19 protein-coding genes are annotated in these 20,931 nt (G+C 42.3%); 16 read left to right on the forward strand and 3 right to left on the reverse strand.

The genetic code is table 11. From position 1 onward, the window contains the following. The first annotated feature begins 244 nt into the window (after positions 1 to 244). The gene (gene leuS, locus ADH27_RS09505; RefSeq protein WP_048717602.1) at positions 245 to 2,746 is read left to right on the forward strand and encodes a leucine--tRNA ligase; all 2,502 of its coding nucleotides are present in this window, start codon (positions 245 to 247) and stop codon (positions 2,744 to 2,746) included. Positions 2,747 to 2,873: 127 nt separating this feature from the next. On the opposite strand, the gene ADH27_RS09510 is transcribed toward leuS, so the two are convergent. Continuing rightward, positions 2,874 to 3,032, reverse strand: a complete 159-nt coding sequence (locus ADH27_RS09510) for a class IIb bacteriocin, lactobin A/cerein 7B family (RefSeq protein WP_048717604.1) — start codon at positions 3,030 to 3,032, stop codon at positions 2,874 to 2,876. 214 nt (positions 3,033 to 3,246) lie between these two features. Continuing rightward, on the reverse strand, positions 3,247 to 3,435 hold the full coding sequence (locus tag ADH27_RS09515) for a class IIb bacteriocin, lactobin A/cerein 7B family (RefSeq protein ID WP_048717606.1): 189 nt from the start codon (positions 3,433 to 3,435) through the stop codon (positions 3,247 to 3,249). A 167-nt stretch (positions 3,436 to 3,602) separates the two neighbouring features. Between ADH27_RS09515 and ADH27_RS09520 the strand changes: the two genes are divergently transcribed. The 6 genes from ADH27_RS09520 (at position 3,603) to glmS (ending at position 11,090) form a co-directional block, all read left to right on the forward strand. Then, complete coding sequence (locus tag ADH27_RS09520) at positions 3,603 to 4,295, forward strand: gamma-glutamyl-gamma-aminobutyrate hydrolase family protein (RefSeq protein WP_048717608.1); 693 nt, start codon at positions 3,603 to 3,605, stop codon at positions 4,293 to 4,295. Between the two features lie 146 nt (positions 4,296 to 4,441). Continuing rightward, positions 4,442 to 5,827, forward strand: a complete 1,386-nt coding sequence (locus ADH27_RS09525) for a glycoside hydrolase family 1 protein (RefSeq protein ID WP_048717667.1) — start codon at positions 4,442 to 4,444, stop codon at positions 5,825 to 5,827. 211 nt (positions 5,828 to 6,038) lie between these two features. Beyond that, entirely contained in the window at positions 6,039 to 6,965 is a 927-nt protein-coding gene (locus tag ADH27_RS09530; protein ID WP_239681789.1) for a helix-turn-helix domain-containing protein, read from the forward strand. 189 nt (positions 6,966 to 7,154) lie between these two features. Beyond that, positions 7,155 to 8,084: an ABC transporter ATP-binding protein gene (locus tag ADH27_RS09535; protein ID WP_048717610.1), complete on the forward strand. Its 930-nt coding sequence runs from the start codon at positions 7,155 to 7,157 to the stop codon at positions 8,082 to 8,084. Next, positions 8,077 to 8,955 carry an ABC transporter permease gene (locus ADH27_RS09540; protein WP_048717612.1) on the forward strand — a complete coding sequence of 293 codons (879 nt, stop codon included), beginning with the start codon at positions 8,077 to 8,079 and terminating at the stop codon, positions 8,953 to 8,955. The genes ADH27_RS09535 and ADH27_RS09540 overlap by 8 nt, the downstream gene beginning before the upstream one ends. Positions 8,956 to 9,281: 326 nt before the next feature. Continuing rightward, positions 9,282 to 11,090, forward strand: coding sequence for a glutamine--fructose-6-phosphate transaminase (isomerizing) (gene glmS, locus ADH27_RS09545; RefSeq protein WP_048717614.1), 1,809 nt, complete (start codon positions 9,282 to 9,284; stop codon positions 11,088 to 11,090). Between the two features lie 101 nt (positions 11,091 to 11,191). Here glmS and ADH27_RS09550 read toward each other — a convergent pair whose 3' ends face one another. Next, a complete protein-coding gene (locus ADH27_RS09550; protein WP_048717616.1) occupies positions 11,192 to 12,013 on the reverse strand; it encodes a Cof-type HAD-IIB family hydrolase in 822 nt (273 codons plus the stop codon). 319 nt (positions 12,014 to 12,332) lie between these two features. On the opposite strand from ADH27_RS09550, the gene ADH27_RS09555 reads away from it, so the two are divergent. The 9 genes from ADH27_RS09555 (at position 12,333) to ADH27_RS09595 (ending at position 20,792) form a co-directional block, all read left to right on the forward strand. Further along, positions 12,333 to 13,334, forward strand: coding sequence for a uroporphyrinogen decarboxylase family protein (locus ADH27_RS09555; RefSeq protein ID WP_006596959.1), 1,002 nt, complete (start codon positions 12,333 to 12,335; stop codon positions 13,332 to 13,334). An 18-nt stretch (positions 13,335 to 13,352) separates the two neighbouring features. Next, positions 13,353 to 13,553: a hypothetical protein gene (locus ADH27_RS09560; protein WP_048717618.1), complete on the forward strand. Its 201-nt coding sequence runs from the start codon at positions 13,353 to 13,355 to the stop codon at positions 13,551 to 13,553. Positions 13,554 to 13,652: 99 nt separating this feature from the next. Further along, positions 13,653 to 14,654 carry a uroporphyrinogen decarboxylase family protein gene (locus tag ADH27_RS09565; protein ID WP_048717620.1) on the forward strand — a complete coding sequence of 334 codons (1,002 nt, stop codon included), beginning with the start codon at positions 13,653 to 13,655 and terminating at the stop codon, positions 14,652 to 14,654. A 27-nt stretch (positions 14,655 to 14,681) separates the two neighbouring features. After that, the gene (locus ADH27_RS09570; protein WP_048717622.1) at positions 14,682 to 15,560 is read left to right on the forward strand and encodes a transporter substrate-binding domain-containing protein; all 879 of its coding nucleotides are present in this window, start codon (positions 14,682 to 14,684) and stop codon (positions 15,558 to 15,560) included. A 66-nt stretch (positions 15,561 to 15,626) separates the two neighbouring features. After that, positions 15,627 to 16,319: an amino acid ABC transporter permease gene (locus ADH27_RS09575; protein ID WP_048717624.1), complete on the forward strand. Its 693-nt coding sequence runs from the start codon at positions 15,627 to 15,629 to the stop codon at positions 16,317 to 16,319. 3 nt (positions 16,320 to 16,322) lie between these two features. Then, positions 16,323 to 17,009 carry an amino acid ABC transporter permease gene (locus tag ADH27_RS09580; protein WP_048717626.1) on the forward strand — a complete coding sequence of 229 codons (687 nt, stop codon included), beginning with the start codon at positions 16,323 to 16,325 and terminating at the stop codon, positions 17,007 to 17,009. A gap of 19 nt (positions 17,010 to 17,028) precedes the next feature. Further along, entirely contained in the window at positions 17,029 to 17,793 is a 765-nt protein-coding gene (locus ADH27_RS09585) for an amino acid ABC transporter ATP-binding protein (RefSeq protein WP_048717628.1), read from the forward strand. Between the two features lie 356 nt (positions 17,794 to 18,149). Further along, positions 18,150 to 20,255, forward strand: coding sequence for an AAA family ATPase (locus tag ADH27_RS09590; RefSeq protein WP_048717630.1), 2,106 nt, complete (start codon positions 18,150 to 18,152; stop codon positions 20,253 to 20,255). A gap of 291 nt (positions 20,256 to 20,546) precedes the next feature. Continuing rightward, on the forward strand, positions 20,547 to 20,792 hold the full coding sequence (locus tag ADH27_RS09595; protein ID WP_023022151.1) for a hypothetical protein: 246 nt from the start codon (positions 20,547 to 20,549) through the stop codon (positions 20,790 to 20,792). Positions 20,793 to 20,931 lie beyond the last annotated feature (139 nt).

Below are 20,931 nucleotides of genomic sequence, written 5' to 3' on the forward strand. Positions count from 1 at the left end.
TGGGACAGAAATCGGTAATTCGTTAGAATTCGATTTCGTCGTCCCACCTCCGCACAGTTGATAGGGCTGTAAAAGCTGATGAAATCAGCCTAGTAGAGCCCTATCAACCACTGCGTCTTGCTCGACAATCCAAAGACAATTGAGAGGTTAGGACTTTTGTCCCAGCCTCTTTTTGGTGGATAGAACCTTTAAAAATCCCTTAAAAATGGTATAATAGGAGCATCACGAAAATTGGAGAGACAGCATGAGTTTTTACAATCATAAAGAAATCGAGCCTAAGTGGCAAAAATACTGGGCTGACCATCATACTTTTAAGACAGGAACAGATGCTTCAAAACCTAAGTTTTATGCACTTGACATGTTCCCTTACCCATCTGGAGCGGGTCTTCATGTAGGACACCCAGAAGGCTACACAGCAACTGATATCCTCAGCCGTTTCAAACGCGCCCAAGGTTACAATGTCCTTCACCCAATGGGATGGGATGCTTTTGGTTTGCCTGCAGAGCAATACGCTATGGATACAGGAAATGACCCAGCGGAATTCACAGCGGAAAACATCGCCAACTTCAAACGCCAAATCAATGCGCTTGGATTCTCTTACGACTGGGACCGTGAAGTCAATACTACAGATCCAAACTACTACAAGTGGACGCAATGGATTTTCACTAAGCTTTACGAAAAAGGTTTGGCTTATGAAGCTGAAGTGCCAGTAAACTGGGTTGAAGAATTGGGAACAGCTATCGCCAACGAAGAAGTTCTTCCTGACGGAACCTCTGAGCGTGGTGGTTATCCAGTTGTCCGCAAACCAATGCGCCAATGGATGCTCAAAATCACTGCCTATGCGGAACGCTTGCTGACTGACTTGGATGAGCTTGACTGGCCAGAGTCTATCAAGGATATGCAACGCAACTGGATTGGGAAATCAACTGGTGCCAATGTCACTTTCAAGGTGAAAGGAACAGACAAGGAATTCACCGTCTTTACGACACGTCCGGATACCCTTTTTGGTGCGACTTTCACTGTTTTAGCGCCTGAGCATGAACTAGTAGATGCCATCACAACACCTGAACAAGCTGAGGCTGTAGCTGACTACAAACACCAAGCCAGCCTCAAGTCAGATTTGGCTCGTACAGACCTTGCCAAGGAAAAAACAGGGGTTTGGACTGGTGCTTATGCCATAAACCCTGTCAATGGCAAAGAAATCCCAATCTGGATTGCCGACTATGTTCTTGCTAGCTACGGTACAGGTGCTGTTATGGCCGTACCTGCCCATGATGAGCGTGACTGGGAATTTGCTAAACAATTCGGCCTTCCAATCGTAGAAGTCTTGGAAGGTGGAAACGTAGCAGAAGCTGCTTACACAGAGGATGGCCTTCACGTCAACTCTGACTTTTTGAACGGGCTTAACAAAGAAGATGCGATTGCCAAGATTGTGGCTTGGTTGGAAGAAAAAGGTTTTGGTCAAGAGAAGGTGACTTACCGTCTCCGCGACTGGCTCTTTAGCCGTCAACGTTACTGGGGTGAACCAATCCCAATCATTCATTGGGAAGATGGAACTTCAACAGCTGTTCCAGAAAGTGAACTCCCACTTGTCTTGCCAGTAACCAAGGACATCCGCCCTTCAGGTACTGGTGAAAGCCCATTGGCTAACTTGACAGACTGGCTGGAAGTGACTCGTGAGGATGGTGTCAAAGGTCGTCGTGAGACGAATACGATGCCACAATGGGCCGGTTCAAGCTGGTACTACCTCCGCTATATCGATCCACACAACACTGAGAAATTGGCTGACGAGGATCTCCTCAAACAATGGTTGCCAGTCGATATTTATGTAGGTGGTGCAGAACACGCCGTGCTTCACTTGCTTTACGCTCGTTTCTGGCACAAATTCCTCTATGATATCGGTGTAGTTCCAACGAAAGAACCATTCCAAAAACTCTTTAACCAAGGAATGATCTTGGGGACAAGCTACCGTGACCACCGTGGCGCACTTGTGGCGACTGACAAGGTTGAAAAACGTGATGGTTCCTTCTTCCATGTGGAAACAGGAGAAGAGTTGGAGCAAGCACCAGCCAAGATGTCTAAATCTCTCAAGAACGTGGTTAATCCAGATGATGTGGTGGAACAATATGGTGCGGATACCCTTCGTGTCTATGAAATGTTCATGGGACCACTTGATGCTTCCATCGCTTGGTCTGAAGAAGGATTGGAAGGAAGCCGTAAATTCCTTGACCGTGTTTACCGTTTGATTACAAGTAAAGAAATTGTTGCGGACAACAATGGTGCTCTTGACAAGGTTTATAACGAAACCGTTAAAGCTGTCACAGAGCAAATCGAGTCGATGAAATTCAACACAGCCATTGCCCAACTCATGGTCTTTGTCAACGCTGCTAACAAGGAAGATAAACTCTATGTGGATTATGCCAAAGGCTTTATCCAATTGATCGCCCCATTTGCCCCTCACTTGGCAGAAGAACTCTGGCAAACAGTCGCAGCAACAGGGGAGTCAATCTCTTATGTAGCTTGGCCAACATGGGACGAAAGCAAATTGGTTGAAGACGAAATCGAAATCGTTGTTCAAATCAAAGGTAAAGTCCGTGCTAAACTCATGGTCGCAAAAGACCTTTCACGCGAAGAATTGCAAGAAGTGGCTCTGGCTGACGAAAAAGTCAAAGCAGAGATCGATGGCAAAGATATTGTGAAGGTGATTAGTGTACCAAATAAATTGGTTAATATTGTTGTAAAATAACCAATTTATTTGCTTATTTGCAACCTCAAACAGTTTCCCAAACTGTTTGAGCCAACTAAACTCGTTAATATCGTTGTAAAATAACCAATAAAAAAACAGTTGAAATTTTTTCAACTGTTTTTTTATATTAATGGCGTCGGGCTAAGTCAGCTCCGAATTTATATCCTGCATTAAAGACGGATACGAAAAAGTTCGCAACTCCTGAAATCGCAACGATTTCAGCTAGGCCAACACCGCCCTTGGTGTTTTCTAATTCTTCAGTTGTTAAAAGTTGTAAATTGTTCATTGCTTTTCTCCTTTCTGATTCCCCGATATGCAATGATGAGGATCCAAATAACAAGAATCACAGAAAGTAAATCACTCACTCCATAAGTTTCAAATGGGAGTGTGAGATAGTGAAGGTCGTGTAAGATTTGTAGAACTGCTAAAAAGATTCTAGAAAAAAGTAAAGTAGATATCGTGATGATATGGAATATGCGTCTTTTTTTCATCGTTCTTACCTATGGACGGTTAGCTAGATATCCTAGTCCTGCTCCTGCAGCAAAAACGAGTCCGATACTACTGACAGCAGTTGCAGCAATTTTCCATGTAGCTACCCCTGCAATGACAGCTGGAATAAATCCACCTTGAATAGAGGCTAGTTCATGATCTGATAGTATGTCATCAGAATGAATACAAATTGTGTTCATCTATCTTCTCCTTTCTTTGAAGAAAATTGTTTCTTCACTTGTATTATTCGTAAAAATTCCAGAAAATCTCTCCTTATTTTCAAAATCATGAAAAAAGTTGAAAGTCACCTTTGGAGTATGATAAAATAAGGAATTATACTAGTTATGAAGAGATTGGAGAATGAGCGATGAAGAAACCAGTGATTGGGATTACGGGTAACCAACGCCCTTTTCGTGAAGAGGAAGGAATGTACCTCAGTTACACACCGACAGGCTTTGTCCAAGGGGTTCAAGAAGCGGGGGGCATCCCTCTCATCCTTCCGATTGGAGACCCAGCAACGGCTGAGCACTATATTTCCTTGATTGACAAGCTGATCATCACAGGTGGTCAGCATGTCTCTCCTCAGTTTTATGGAGCAGAAAAGGAAATTGTCAGTGACGATTACTTGCTTGAGCGCGACCTTTTTGAATTGGCCTTGATCAAGGAAGCAGTAGCCGTTAAGAAGCCTATCTTCACGGTTTGCCGAGGCATGCAGCTCTACAATGTAGCCATGGGCGGGACGCTTTACCAAGATATCGATCATCACTGGCAGGAAAATCCTGCCAGCGAAGCTAGTCATTCAATCGAAACCGTCGAGGGGACCGTTTTGCGAGACTTGTTCGGGGAAGTTGGTCAGATCAATTCCTACCACCATCAAGCGATCAAGGATCTAGCCCCTCATCTAGAAGTGATTGCTGTTAGCTCTGAAGATCAGATCATCGAAGCGGTGCAATCATCCCACGGGACAGCTTTTCTCGGGGTGCAGTGGCATCCAGAACTGCGTTATCAGATAAGTGAAGGAGACAAGGCTCTCTTTGACTATGTCGTTAATCAACTATAATGGAAACAAAACACGTTAGAAATCGGGTCTTCTGATAGCTAGCGTGTTTTTTCTATAATCTGCGTAAAAATGACTGAAAATAGTCTCTAGGAAGAGGGCTGAAAGGGAGTATAATAGAGAGGAAGACAATGAGAGAGGATAAACACATGATCAACTTTCCACAAGATTTTTTATGGGGGACTTCGACATCTGGTCCTCAGACAGAAGGGCGCTTTGCCGGAGATGGTAAGGGGGACAACCTCTGGGACTACTGGTATCAGGTAGAGCCTCATCGCTTTCGCTTCCAAGAAGGACCTGGCTTAACTTCGACCTTTTATGAAAACTGGGAGGAAGACATTGAGCTTCTAGTCGAGACGGGGCATACTGCCTTTCGGACCTCCATCCAATGGTCTCGGATTTTCCCTAAAGGGCGTGGAGAAGTCAATCCAGTAGGAGTGGCTTTTTACCGCCAAGTTTTTGAACGCATCAAGTCCAAAGGTATTCACTTGATGGTCAATCTCTATCACTTTGACCTTCCTTTTGCCTTGCAAGAAGAAGGAGATGGCTGGGAAAATAAGGAGACGGTCTACGCCTATCGCGACTATGCTCGTTTCTGCTTTGAAACCTATGGAGACTTGGTCGATCAGTGGATCACCTTTAATGAACCCATTGTTCCTGTAGAGTTTGGTTACTTTTATGATGCCCATTACCCACATAAGGTGGATGCCGCTGCAGCAGTTAAAGTTGCCTACCATACCCAGTTGGCAAGTAGCCTTGCTGTTCAGGCCTGTCATGAGGTGGATCCAAACTATCGAATTGGAGTGGTCTTAAACTTGACGCCAGCCTATCCGCGGAGTCAGCATCCAGCAGATGTCAAGGCGGCACGAATCGCTGAGCTCTTCCAAGCTAAATCCTTCCTCGATCCGTCTGTTCTTGGGACTTACCCACCAGAGTTGGTAGAGATTTTGCGGGAGCGTGCTCTCTTGCCAGAGGTGGATCCAAATGACTTAGAGCTGATCAAAGAACATACAGTCGACTTCTTAGGGGTCAACTATTACCAACCAATGCGTGTCTCTGCGCCCCGTTATGCGCCAAACCCAGAGTCTCCTATGTTGGTCGAGCAGTTCTACGAACCCTATGTCATGCCAGGAAGAAAGATCAACCCACATAGAGGCTGGGAGATCTATGAGCAAGGCTTGTACGATATTGCCCAAAATATCAAAGAAAATTACAACAACATCGAGTGGCTCCTAACAGAGAATGGAATGGGAGTTGAAGGGGAAGAAAAATTCCGTCAAAACGGGGAAATTCAAGATGACTACCGGATTGACTTCGTCAAAGACCACCTGCGTGAATTGCACCGAGCTATCCAAGATGGGGCCAACTGTAAGGGCTACCTTATGTGGACCTTTATCGACTGCTGGTCTTGGCTCAATGGCTATAAAAACCGCTACGGCCTTGTCGAATTAGACCTAGCCACTCAAGAAAGACGCCTGAAAAAATCCGGTCATTGGTTCCGTGAATTGAGCCAGCAGAATGGATTTGAAGAGTAAGTTTTTGAGGATTCTGTTATCTAAGTACGATAGGCCCGTTCATTTCAGTAAATGACTGACTAGTTTTATTTTCGGAAGTGTGGAACTCCATCAGATGCAGATGTTTCTGACGGCATTCTTCATTTCCGATTTTTCATTTAGTGCTGGAAAAGGTTCAAAACCCTTCAACTTCAATATGTGCTATAATGAAATCAGAAGAAAAGGAGCTTGTATGATGGATTTTAAAACAGAACTAGGACAAAAAGTACAAACTCTACGTGAAAGTAAGGGATTAAGTAGACAAGCAATCTGTGGTATTGAGGACCTATTAACGACGCGCCAACTCCAGCGAATTGAAAAGGGTCAGTCTTTGCCAACGATTGCAACAGCGAAGTATATTGCTGAACAACTAGGTGTTTCTTTGGATGCTTTGACAAATCAAACTAGTTTGGAATTACCTGCAGAGTATCTGAACCTGAAATATCAACTACGGACGTTATACCATTATGGAGATCAAGATCGTCTTCATCGGCATGAAGAAATTATTGAGGATATTTACGAAAACTATTTTGATAACCTGCCAGAGGAAGAAAAACTGTCTGTCCAGGTCGCCCAAGCCACGGTTGATATGATTGGATCTAAAAATCCTTCTTTTGATCAAGGTTTATTAGATGAGTATCTAGAGCAAGCCATGAAGAAAAAAGAGTTAAGTCTCAACGATGTGGAGATTATCAAATTGCGCTTGCTTTCTTTGGCTTTGGGAGCCTTTGATCAAGATGAATTTATACACTTAGTAGAGAAAATCCTACTTGCGATAGATTATTTCCCCTTATCAGAGTTGGAAATACTACAAAACACTCTTATCTCAGCTGCAGGTGTGTTAGCCCATTATGGGATATACGACAGATTGCCAGACATTGTTAAAGCCTTAAATGATATTATGACAAAGAGACATGATTTTCAGGATAATATTTTTGTTTATGCATTAAATTGGAAAGTTGCTTTATTTATAGAAGATAACTTAGAAGAAGCAAAAAATGATTATCAAAAAGTATGCTTGATGGCTGATTTGTTATCTGAGGATCTAGTGAAGAGAAACATGCAAGAAGAGTGGAAAGAGGACCTTGCCAAAAAAGGTCTAAACTACACTGAGGTATAGAGGAGCATTTATCCTTTCGTTTGTTGCCCTCAAAAAAATATAAAATGAACATTAAACACCTGTGAAGATTCACAGGTGTTTTTTGATGAAAAAGATGCTTAGACTGGACATGAATGTCCTCACGTTAAGGGATAGAAATTGGGTATACTGAGAGTACAAGGAAAGAAAAAAGGATCTTGGTGTCAGAAAATGGAAATTAGATTACACAATGTAAAGAAAAGTTATGGTTCCTTTGAGGCTTTGAAAGGAATTGATTTAGTTTTTGAGGAAGGTAAATTTTATGGACTTCTTGGACCGAATGGGGCTGGGAAAACAACGCTTTTTAATTTGTTGATTCAGAATTTCAAGCCAAGTTCAGGAGAGATTTTTTGGGAAGTAGATGGAAAATCATTGTCAACGAAAGATTTTTATCGACATATCGGTGTTGTATTTCAAAGCAATCGTCTAGATGATCATTTAACGGTAGAGGAAAACCTGATTTCTCGAGGAGCCTTGTATGGATTATCAAAATCACAAGTACAAAAGCGTATTAAAGATCTGCAATCCTATTTGGACGTAGCTAATCTTAAGAAGAAAAACTATGGCAGTTTATCAGGAGGACAAAAACGAAAAGTGGACATTGCCCGAGCGTTATTGCCACAACCGTCTTTGCTCTTGTTAGATGAGCCAACAACTGGTTTAGATCCACAATCTCGTCATGATTTATGGGAAGCGATTAATTATCTGAACAAAAAAGAAAATATGACAGTCGTTCTAATTACACACTATTTAGAAGAGATGGCTGCTTGTGATGTCTTAAATGTCTTAATCGAAGGGAACTTGTACTATTCAGGAGATATTGCCAATTTTATTAAACAGCATTCAACCACTAACCTGAATCTTACGTTAAAACCTGGTAAACCAGTCAATTCGTTATCTGTCTCTAAGTTTGCTAATAAGTGTCAGATCCTTTCGGAGGCAGAAGTCGTATGTAAGGATGTTTCCGTTGAAGAGATGATGGAAATTATTGCAGAAAATCAAGGAAAATCAATTATTGAAACATTTAATGTAGAATATTCAAATTTAGAAGCAGCTTATTTGAACTTACTAAGATCTAAAGGAGGAGAAGGGAATGCTTGAATTAATCTCTAGAAATCGGAAAGTCTATACAAGAGATCGCTTAGCTTTCTTTATGTCCTTCTTATCGGTCATCATCTTAATCTTGGTTTATCAAGTCTTTTTAGGACAAATTCAGATTGATGCCATCAAGGAAGCTTTGAATAGTGATACCGCCTCTACGGACACCATCCAGATGGTCAATTATTGGTTAATCTCAGGTTTAACGACCATTATTTCAATGACCAGTACTCTTGGTGCATTTGGAGTGATGGTTTCGGATAGAGAAAAGAAATTGAGTGAGGACTTTAAAGTCAGTCCAGTTTCTAACTTTAAAATTGAACTATCGTATGCGATCTTTGCGATATTATTTGGGATTATTATGACTCTGTTCTCTTGTATCTTTGCAATTGGTATGTTTAATGGTTTTAGTGCTCTTCTTGACTATTCTATGATGGACTACTTATCTATTTTAGGAGTTGTCACAATGGGAACGGTGTTATCTGCAACTATTATTCTGCCGATCCTAGCTTTTATTCGAACCAGTTCAGCATTTACAACTTTGAGTACAATAGTTGGAACTTTTATCGGATTCATTTCAGGTGTTTATCTTTCTATTGGTTCTGTAGGAGGAAGCTTGCAACAGGTCATGTCCTGGTTCCCTTTGACACAAGTGAATGCACTACTAAAACAGATTTTAATGAAAGATGCAATTAGTAAAGTCTTTGATCATGCACCGTCTACAGTAATAACGAACTACAAAGAATCTTATGGGATTATCTTGAAGAATGCGAGTGGGGAACATCTATCGAGTCAGTCCATGTTTGCCTATATTTTCATTATTATAGTTGTTTTGCTGGGAGTTGATTTGATGATTAAAAAGATCAAAAAATGAAGTGAAACTTATACAATTACTCGATAGGCATTTAGATCAGTTGGCATCAATGACGATCTAAAAATAAGCCAATCATCCTAACCTATCACTAAAAAAGTTGGTAGGTTTTTCTTAATCCTTTCTTAACTAGACCAATTTTTGATATTTTGAAGGTTGACAAACAGAAAAAAGCATTGTATACTGACTCCGCTGATAATTTTTCTATCGAATCAGACTAGACCAATTTTATAAATTGGCTAAGAAAATAAGGGAACTCAAGTACGGATACCTATTTTCTTTCATTTTTATAGAAGGAGAAAGCACAGCTTGTCTGTGTCGTATATACTATGTGTGGAATTGTTGGTGTTGTTGGAAATACAAATGCAACGGATATTTTGATTCAAGGGCTTGAAAAGCTCGAATACCGTGGTTATGATTCTGCGGGGATTTTTGTCCTAGGTGGTGCTGAGAACCATTTGGTGAAAGCGGTTGGTCGTATTGCGGAATTGTCTGCCAAGACAGCTGGAGTAGAGGGAACAACTGGTATCGGACATACTCGTTGGGCCACTCACGGGAAACCAACAGAAGACAATGCTCACCCGCACCGCTCTGAGACAGGACGTTTTGTCTTGGTCCACAATGGTGTGATTGAAAACTATCTCGAAATCAAAGAAGAATACCTGGCAGGTCACCACTTCAAGGGACAAACGGATACTGAAATCGCAGTGCACTTGATTGGAAAATTTGCGGAAGAAGAGGGCTTGTCAGTACTTGAAGCTTTCAAAAAAGCCCTTCACATCATCCGTGGATCTTATGCCTTTGCTTTGATTGACTCTGAAAATCCAGATGTCATCTACGTGGCCAAGAACAAATCACCACTTTTGATTGGTCTTGGAGAAGGCTATAACATGGTCTGCTCAGATGCTATGGCCATGATTCGTGAAACCAACCAATATATGGAGATCCATGACCAAGAGTTGGTAATTGTGAAAGCTGATAGCGTTGAAGTGCAAGACTACGATGGCAACAGCCGTGAGCGTGCTAGCTATACTGCTGAGCTTGACTTGTCTGATATCGGAAAGGGAACCTATCCTTACTACATGCTCAAAGAAATTGATGAGCAACCAACAGTAATGCGTAAGTTGATCCAAGCCTACACAGATGAAGCTGGTCAAGTAGTCCTAGACTCAGCTATCATCAAGGCTGTTCAAGACGCAGACCGTATCTACATTCTAGCAGCTGGGACTTCTTACCATGCAGGATTTGCTTCTAAGAAGATGTTGGAAGAGTTGACAGATACGCCAGTTGAACTCGGTATCTCCTCTGAGTGGGGATATGGGATGCCACTTCTCAGCCAGAAACCACTTTTCATCTTTATCAGCCAATCTGGTGAAACAGCTGATAGCCGTCAGGTTTTGGTCAAGGCCAATGAAATGGGAATTCCAAGCTTAACAGTGACAAACGTGCCAGGATCAACCCTTTCACGTGAAGCCAACCATACTATGTTGCTTCATGCAGGTCCTGAAATTGCCGTAGCATCAACTAAGGCCTATACAGCGCAAATCGCAGCCCTTGCCTTCCTTGCAAAAGCAGTCGGTGAAGCAAATGGCAATGAAAAAGCCAAGGCTTTTGATTTGGTTCATGAGTTATCTATCGTGGCTCAGTCTATCGAATCAACCCTTTCAGAAAAAGAACTGATTGATGCTAAGGTTCGTGACCTTCTTGAAACAACACGCAACGCCTTTTACATCGGACGTGGTCAAGACTACTATGTGGCTATGGAAGCTAGTCTCAAACTTAAAGAGATTTCTTACATCCAATGTGAAGGTTTTGCGGCTGGAGAGCTCAAGCACGGAACCATTGCCTTGATTGAGGATGGAACACCTGTTTTGGCCCTCTTGTCTGACCCAATTCTTGCCAACCACACTCGCGGAAATATCCAAGAAGTGGCAGCGCGTGGAGCTAAGGTCCTTACTATCGCTGAGGAAAATGTTGCCAAAGATACCGATGATATTGTTCTTACAACGGTCCACCCTTACCTCTCACCAATCTCAATGGTGGTACCAACCCAATTAATCGCTTACTTTGCAACCCTCCACCGTGGACTTGATGTAGACAAACCACGTAACCTTGCTAAATCCGTAACAGTAGAATAAAGATGAAAAGAAGTTAGGAGCTTGTCCTAGCTTCTTTTACTTTTATCAGAGCCTGGGTTAAAGAAAGTGAGTTAGAAAAACCCATGAAAAAATTTCATGGGCTATTTATCTGATGGTGGTAAGACATACTTTTGGATAGCTTGTGCTACGCCGTGTTCTTGGTTGCTGCTGGTGACAACTTGAGCTTCCTTTTGGACAGCTTCAGGAGCATTTCCCATGGCAACTCCAAGTCCAGCCAGACGAATCATGGGGAGGTCATTGAAGTGATCCCCGATGGTCATGACCTGTTCCAAAGGGACCTGGTAATAAGCAGCCAGTTCAAGGACAGCATCTCTTTTTGAGACGGACTTGGCGGTGACTTCTAGGTAGTTTTCCTTGGAAAGGTAGAAGGCCGTCTGCGGAAATTCTTGTGGATCCAGCTTCTGATAGAGTTCTTGAATCTTCTGAGTCTCCCCAATCAAGAGCAATTTGTGGAGATGGAGATCAATGTCAGAGAGAGTCTGAGAAAGTGGCTGTATCTGTGGCGTCTCACCAGTTATCGAAGCCTCAACTTGTGTCCACTGGTCCTCTCTGGAGTTGAACCAGACTGCCCCACTATAACAATTAATCGAAATGCTGGAATCTAATTCTTCCACACGATGGAGGAAGGTGCGGATCTCATCTTTGTTCAGGCTGTGTTCAAATAGAATTTCTTCTCCCTTGATGATGAGAGCCCCATTGTAGCAAGCGATTGGTTCCTGATGGACGCCCAATCTTCTTGCGATAGGAGCAATCCCGATAGGAGAACGAGCCGATGCTAAGATAAAAGGAATCTTTTTTTCTTGGAGCTGGGGGATGAGTTCGATGAGGTCGGGATCGACCTGATGCTGCTGGTCCAGAATGGTTCCGTCAATATCACTGACAATTAAACGAATGGAAGACATAGGCACCTCCTTTTTCTTTAGTATACCATATTTTAGGAGAATGAAAAGGAGGGGTATAGTTGATTCTTATAACGGGGTCAAGTAATTTTCAAAGTAGGTTCCTTTCTTCAAAAATAAAATAATAGATCAGAATGCGCGCAAGGCTTTATTTTCAAGGGCTTGCGCTTTTTTTGATACCTACCTCAATAAAGAAATTTTAAGGCCTTGATAGGGAAAATATATTAGTCAGCTACTTTTCGAGGTGATATCATGGTTACAAATTTCAGAAGGGCAGCAATCAGTCTTCCTTTTGGAGAAGAGATTGAGGAGGTTTCACGGTATGAGTAAAAAAGAATTGGTTCTTCGTGCCATTCGAGGCGAAGCAGTAGAGCGAATTCCTGTAGGATTTTGGCTCCATTATGTGACCCAAGAAGAAAAAGAATTGGGTCTAGACAATCCGGCCGTACTTGAAAAAAGTATCAAAGGACACCAACACTATGTTGAAGAAATTTCCCCTGATTTTGTCAAGATTATGAGCGATGGCTTCTTCCGCTATCCGAGTGCTCTTTATTCGAGAGAGATCACATCAATCCAAGAATTAAAGGATATTCAGCCCATCGGAGAGCATCATCCTTGGATTGAAAAACAAATTGAAGTGGTCAAGGAAATTCGTTCTCATTTTCATGAGGAGATTGCTTCTTTCTACAACATCTTCTCGCCCATTTCTTATTTGAAACGCTGGTTCCGGACAGATCATTCTCGCGGGGATCAAGTGATTGCGGACTTTATCAAGGAAGATCCAGAAACCTTGGCCCATGTACTTGATGTCATTGCTGAAGATATCGCTATTCTTAGTCGCCGCTTGATCCAAGAAGCGGGAGTGGAAGGGATTTACTTCTCAACTCAGCAGATCCAAGATGAGCGCGTGACAGATGAAGAATACCGCAAGATTATTGAACCGAGCAGTATCGCTGTCCTAGAAGCGGCCAATGAAGCGGGTGGCATCAATATCCTTCATATCTGTGGCTTTGAAGGAGCTAGCAATGAAGTGGAACTCTTCAAGGATTATCCAGCTCAGGTTATCAACTGGGCGACCCATCATGAAGGGATCAGCTTAGCAGAGGGGCGCAAGCTCTTTGGCAATCGCGCCGTCTTGGGTGGCTTTGTCAATGGTAAGAAAGGCTTGCTCTACCAAGGGGAACGAGCAACTATCGAGCAAGAAACCCGTCGCTTGGTGGCAGAAGCTGGAAGTCGCGGTTTGATCCTTGGAGCAGACTGCACCGTGCCAGACGATTTCCAATTGGAACGTCTTGATTGGGTGCGCCAAGCAGCTGTCTTATAAAAGAGAAAGGAGAGGGAGATGAAAAAAATCAATATTTGGTGTCTGATGCTGGTAGCTTTATTCCTAGTCCTAGGACTCGCAAAAGTTGCTGCCGCTAGCAGTCAAGAGGAAAGCAAAAAGGATCCGGATGTGGAAAGACTGGAGAAAATTCCAGCCCATAGTCTCTCCCTCATTCGCCCGTCTGATCTAGCGGGCGTCCTGCTCCTAGAAGATCAGTGATAAAAAAAGATGAAGGGCTTGATAAAAAATATATATTAGTCAAATAAAAGTCCAAGTGTTAAGATAACTAGCAAGAAAAGAACAGAACGAGGTAAGAACATGTCCACAAAAAGAGAATTAGTCTTAAAAGCTTTCAGAGGGGAAGCGGTTGATCGTGTGCCAGTTGGCTTTTGGCATCATTTTACAAGGGAAGATGAATGGTTAAAAGGATTTTCCAATCCAGAAATTATCGAAAAAAACCTCAATGGTCATAAAAACTTCCTACACAAGGTCAAACCAGACTTTGTCAAACTCATGAGTGATGGCTACTTTGCTTATCCAAACCCAGCCATTCACAAAGGCCTTGAAAACATCTCAGACTTAGCAGGGATTGAACCCCTTGGAGCAGATCATCCATGGATCACAGAGCAGGTAGAGCTTGTGAAAAAAATCCGTGCCGGTTTTGAAGAGGACATTGTAGCCATCTACAACATCTTTGCTCCAGTGACCTACTTCAAATGGTTGGTCGGAGAAGTTTCAGGAGGAGATGACTTGATCGCCAACTTCATCGATCAAGATGCAGCCACTCTTAAAAAAGTATTGGATACCATTGGCCAAGATATTGCCAGTTTGAGCAAACGAATCATCAAAGAAGCAGGAGCAGACGGGATCTACCTCAGTGTTCAAAGTATACAAGATTCGCGTGTCAGTCAGGAAGTTTACAAACAAGTCATCGCACCGAGTGAACTCCATGTCTTAGAGACAGCTAAGGAAGCTGGTGGCGTAAACATTCTTCATATCTGTGGCTACGAAGGAGCTCGCAATGATATCCACCTCTTTACAGACTACCCAGCTCAAGTCATCAACTGGGCAGTCGGACCAGAAGGCATCAGCCTAGCAGAAGGACGCGAAATCTTCGGTGGACGCACGGTTCTCGGTGGTTTTGAAAATGGTAAAAATGGTCTTCTCTACACAGGAGACAAGGCTGCCATCCAAGCAGAAACCAAACGCATCATCGCAGAAACGGGAACGACAGGCTTGGTCATCGGTGCCGATTGTACCATTCCAAGTGACATTGATGAAGAACGAATCGAATGGGTTCGTGAAGCTGCAGCAGAATAAGGAAAATAGAAAGCGAGAAAAGAGAATATGAGTAAAAAAACATGGATTATTGGTGGGGTGGCTGTTCTTGCCCTTGCAGGTGCAACGATTATTGGTCGAAGCTTGAACCACGCAAACGAAAGTAAAGGATCAACAGGATCTAATAATGTAACAACCTTGAAAGTGGCCCATACTCAAAACTATGTGCCGTACGATTTCGTCGATGAAAAAGGGGAATCAGATGGCTATGAAGTAGCTGTGCTCAAAGCTATTGACGAAAAGCTACCAGACTACAAGTTTGAGTATACTGGAACCAGTGACGACGACCTCTTGATTGGTCTAGAATCTGGTAAATACGATATCGGAACCAAAGGAGCTTGGTATACCGAAGAACGCGCCAAGAAATTTATCATTCCAAAAGAACCAATCGGAGCAAGTATCATCGGATTTACCGTACGGAAAGAAGATGCGGATAAATACAAGAACATCGATGATTTCGCTAAAGAAAAAGGAAAATTGGTTCCAATTTCACCACAAAATGCCCAATGGAATGTTATTAAAGAATACAATGAAAAGCATAAGGACCAACCAATCGAATTAACAGCTGCTGAATCTTTCAAAGTCGCAGATGCCTATGCTTGGGTTCTGGAAGGACGTTACGACGGCTTCTTTGACATCAAACTTTCCTTTGAAAAAGCTGTCACAGATAAAGATGGTTCTTACCACCAATATGCAGACAAACTTAGCTGGTTTGCCTACAAAGGAATTCCAACTTACCCATTGATTCATAAGGATAAGAAAAACGAAAAATTTGCGGAAGCCTACAGCAAGGCCATCAAAGAATTGGAAGAAGATGGGACGCTTGCTAAATTATCCGAAAAATATTTTGGTGAAGATGTCTTCAGTTATGTAGATAAAGAAAAATAAGATGAAACTGGGTGCGCATAGCCCCAGCTTCCTTATTTCTATACGGATACAGAAAGGAAAAGAAACATGGTCTCATACGACATTTCCAAGGTCTGGTCATTTCTTCCAACCTTGGTCCAGGCCCTACCGGCGACCCTAGCTTTGATGGTGTTAACGACGCTTCTCGGTTCTGCTTTTGGCTTGGTTTTGACCTGGGCACAAGTATCAGAAGATAAGGTAGGAGCAGGTCTGGCAAAAGGCTATGTCTTTACCTTGCGTTGTACCCCTCCGATAGTCTTGCTCTTTTTGGTCTTTTATGGACTGCCCCAATTTTTGAACTGGTGGTTGGGCATCGACATTGACCACTGGTCCAAGTTTGTCTTTGTCCTGATTGCCATGTTTCTTCTCTTTGCAGCAATGATCTCCGAGGTCTTCAAGGCAGCCTATTTGGCCATTCCAAAAGGTCAGATGGAAGCGGGCTTGAGTATCGGGTTGACACCAGCTCAGACCATTTGGCGGATTGTCCTTCCACAAGCCTTTCGCGTGGCTCTTCCAAATATGACAACTGCCATCTTGAACCTCATGCGCGATGCTGCATTGGCTTATACCATTGGCTTTATCGATATCATGGGAGCAGGAAACAACTTGATCAGTCGCAATCTTGGAAATTATTCCCTCGAGACCTATACAGCCGTCGCAGTGATCTACTGGGCTATTGCCCTTGTGATTTCCTTCTCCGCTCAATTGCTTGAAAAACGACTCAGTGTAACAGAAAGGTAGCTTATGGATTTCAATTTTATTAGTAAAACGTTTCTAGCCACCTTGGGTGGTGTTCCAGTGACCCTTCTGATCATGGTCGTATCGATTCTCTTGAGTTTTTTTCCAGCCCTCTTTTTGGCACTCGGCCAGATCTATAAGGTCAAAGGGGTTCGCAGTTTCTCAGTGGTTTACTTAGCCTTTATTCGCGCGACGCCTCCGATTCTCTTGATTCTCTTCTTTTATAGTCTCTTTCCCAGTCTCTTAAATAGCTTTTTTAAGAGCATAGGCAGTCACTTTAATGTCTTTGAGATCAATCCCATTTACTATGCCTTTATCATTTTTAGCTTGATGACAACAGGAAGTCTGGCTGAAATTCTCCGGTCAGCTATTCTGACCGTGGATAAGGGCCAGTTAGAAGCAGCGCAAGCCATTGGTTTGACTAACCGCCAAGCCTATATCCGCATTGTTTTTCCCCAAGCCCTGCGTGCAGCCCTTCCCAATTTGTGTAACTTAGTTATCAATTTGGTCAAAGGTACCTCCCTTGTCTTTGTCATGACCATCAAGGATATCACTGCCATTGCCAAGGTCGAAGCCTCTTATGGCTATCAATATTTTGAATCCTATCTAGTGATTTTTATTCTTTATATTGTCATTTGTGGGGTGATTCAGTGGGGATTCAATCGCTTAGAAAAACGCCTGACACTCGCATAGAAGAAGGAGAAAAAAGAAGATGTTAGAAGTAGAACACGTATCGAAAAAATTTAAGGACCACCAAGTCCTGGTAGATGTCAATCTCAAGGTCAACCAAGGGGATGTCGTGGTTATTTTGGGTCCATCTGGATCAGGAAAAACAACCTTCCTTCGCTGCCTCAACCATTTGGAAAAGGCGGATACAGGCCGTTTGACTTTGGGTGGAAAAGAGTATGACCTTGCAAAACTCAGCAAAAAAGAGATTCTAGAAATCCGCCAAAAGACAGCCTTTGTCTTCCAGCATTATAATCTCTTTGCCAACAAAACAGCGCTTGAAAATATCTTAGAAGGCCTGGTTGTAGCCCGTAAGATTCCAAAAGAAGAGGCTATCCAACGGGCAGAATCAGCCCTTGAAAAAGTTGGTCTCCTCGCTTATAAGGATTACTATCCTTCTCAATTGTCAGGTGGCCAACAGCAACGGATCGGAATCGCGCGTGCCATCGCAGTCAAACCAGACGTGATCTTGCTAGACGAGCCAACTTCGGCGTTAGACCCAGAGTTGGTCGGTGACGTCTTAGATGTCATGAAGCAATTGGCTCAAGAAGGAGTGACCATGGTTGTCGTAACCCATGAGATGGGCTTTGCGCGTGATGTGGCCAACCACGTCATCTTTATGGATGGCGGACACATCATCGAAGAAAATGAACCGCATGAATTCTTCAACAGTCCAAAAGAAGAACGAACCAAACAATTCCTTTCACGGATTCTATCCGACGCCACCTACAGTGTCGAATACATGATTTAACAGGAGACACACCTAGTAAGGGTGTGTTTTTTAGTCTGGAAAAAATTTTTTAAAAAAATGTAAAAAATTATGTAAAAAGTGTTGACAAAAAAATCGGACTGCGTTATAATAATTTATGTAAACAAAAAGAGGTTGGAAAATCTCAAGAGTTTACAGGATCAATAGTGGAAAGGAGATGGTGAGATGCTATTTCCAAAATATAGAAAACTAATTGATAAAAGAAGAAATACAAGATCCTAGCCCTCGAGGCTATTCATTTAAAAGTAAAATAAAATTATGTAAAAAACGTAAAGTAGCCAAATCGGCTACTCATTTTCAAGAATAAATTAAAATTATGTAAACTAGAGGTAACAACTATGAATAACAACTTTAACAATATGGATGATCTTTTCAATCAACTAATGGGAAACATGGGTGGTTTTCGTTCTGAAAGCCGTCGCTATATGATCAACGGTCGTGAAGTGACACCGGAAGAATTCGCTATTTACCGTCAAACTGGACAACTTCCAAATGAAGGAAGCGAGCAAGTGCAACACCATCAAGGTAAAGGCATGAAACAAGATGGGATCCTTGCAAAACTTGGTCGTAACTTGACCGAAGAAGCTCGTGAAGGTAAGCTAGATCCAGTTATTGGACGTAATAAAGAAATTCAAGAAACTTCTGAAATTCTTTCTCGCCGTACTAAGAACAATCCTGTTCTTGTTGGTGATGCTGGTGTTGGTAAAACAGCCGTTGTAGAAGGCTTGGCCCAAGCTATCGTGAATGGGGATGTCCCAGCTGCTATCAAGAACAAAGAAATCATCTCCATTGATATTTCTGGTCTAGAAGCTGGTACACAATACCGTGGTAGCTTTGAAGAAAATATTCAAAACTTGGTCAACGAAGTTAAAGAAGCTGGAAACATTATCCTCTTCTTTGACGAAATCCACCAAATCCTTGGTGCAGGTAGCACAGGGGATGGTCAAGGATCTAAAGGTCTTGCGGATATCTTGAAACCAGCTCTTTCACGTGGGGAATTGACCGTGATTGGGGCAACCACTCAAGATGAATACCGCAACACCATCTTGAAAAACGCAGCTCTTGCACGTCGTTTCAACGAAGTCAAGGTTAATGCTCCATCTGCTGAAGATACCTTCAAGATCCTCCAAGGAATCCGTGAATTGTATCAACAACACCACAATGTGGTCTTGCCTGATGAAGTCTTGAAAGCGGCAGTTGATTATTCTGTTCAATACATTCCACAACGTAGCTTGCCTGATAAGGCCATCGACTTGGTCGATGTGACAGCTGCTCACTTGGCAGCACAACACCCAGTGACAGATGTCCATGCTGTGGAACATGAAATTGAAGAAGAAAAAGCGAAACAAGAAGCTGCAGCTGCTAAAGAAGATTACGAAGCAGCCCTTAATGCAAAAATTCGGATCGAAGAATTGGAAAAACAAATTGCAAACCATACAGAAGATCACAAGGTGACAGCAACTGTCAATGACGTAGCAGAGTCTGTCGAACGGATGACTGGTATTCCAGTATCACAAATGGGTGCAACTGATATCGAACGCTTGAAAGATATGGGTCACCGTTTGCAAACCAAAGTTATTGGTCAAGACAAGGCTGTTGAAGCCGTTGCCAAAGCGATCCGTCGGAACCGTGCAGGCTTTGACGAAGGAAACCGCCCAATCGGTAGCTTCCTCTTCGTAGGCCCTACTGGTGTTGGGAAGACTGAGTTGGCTAAACAATTGGCCCTTGATATGTTCGGTACCAAAGATGCTATCATCCGTTTGGATATGTCAGAATACAGCGATCGTACAGCCGTTTCTAAATTGATTGGTACAACAGCAGGTTATGTTGGTTATGATGACAACAACAATACTTTGACAGAACGCGTCCGTCGTAATCCATACTCAATCGTCCTTCTTGACGAAATTGAAAAGGCGGATCCTCAAGTCATCACCCTCCTTCTCCAAGTCTTGGATGATGGTCGTTTGACAGACGGTCAAGGAAACACCGTCAACTTCAAGAATACCGTAATTATCGCTACTTCAAACGCTGGCTTTGGTTACGAAGCCAACTTGACAGAAGATGCGGACAAACCAGAACTCTTGGATCGTTTGAAACCATTCTTCCGTCCAGAATTCTTGAACCGCTTTAATGCAGTGATCGAATTCTCACACTTGAGCAAGGAAGACCTTTCTAAGATTGTTGACTTGATGTTAGTAGAAGTGAACAAAACTCTTGCTAAGAAAGACATTGACTTGGTGGTGAGCGATGCTGCCAAAGAATACATGACCGAAGAAGGATACGATGAAGTCATGGGCGTACGTCCACTCCGTCGGGTGGTTGAACAACAAATCCGTGACAAGGTAACCGACTTCCACTTGGATCACCTTGATGCTAAACACTTGTTAGCGGATATGGAAGATGGAGAATTGGTTATTAAAGAGAATACAAACTCAGAAGAATAACTAGGACATCTAGCACCATAAACGAGAGAAAATCAGTTTGAAAAAGAAGGCTAAGAAGAAATTCTTAGCCTTTTTTATGTCAATAAAAGAAAAATATATAAGGTATAGTTTTATCGTTTTTTTTCCCAGAAAGTGAAAAATGATAAAAAATAGGTATGTTTTTTCATGAATTGATGCTAAATACAGCGTGAAAATGCCTTAGAAAGCGTCTGTAAGCAAGATTTCCATATAAATGAACAAATAAATTATATAATATATAAAAGACTAAATTTAAGGGGATAGGATGATTTTATGAAAAATCCAATTGATATTTATTCGACAAAAGATTATAAGAAAGTTGAAGCTGTCGTTCAATTGATGGTGGATGGAAAGGTGACAAGTTATAGAGTAGCAACTGAGACAGATATTAGTAAGATGAGTCTAGCTACCTTGACAAAAGGAACCAGTAAAATTAAAAACATCACCTATCAAACAGCGATGTTGTTGATTGAATGGTATGATAAAAATCATGAAAAATATGGAATCACAATCGATTAGCAAAAACCTATTTTTTATGGTTTTTTCTTTTTGTAAAAAAGAAAGCACTAGAAAAGCTGTCTGGATCGAATTGTGGCTGGACACCTCCATCCATGGACTTATTTTTTTGAAAATCAAGGGTTCGTATTGAAAATACCTA

Origin of the sequence: Streptococcus sp. 343_SSPC, from assembly GCF_001072385.1 — a bacterium.
Lineage (GTDB): Bacteria > Bacillota > Bacilli > Lactobacillales > Streptococcaceae > Streptococcus.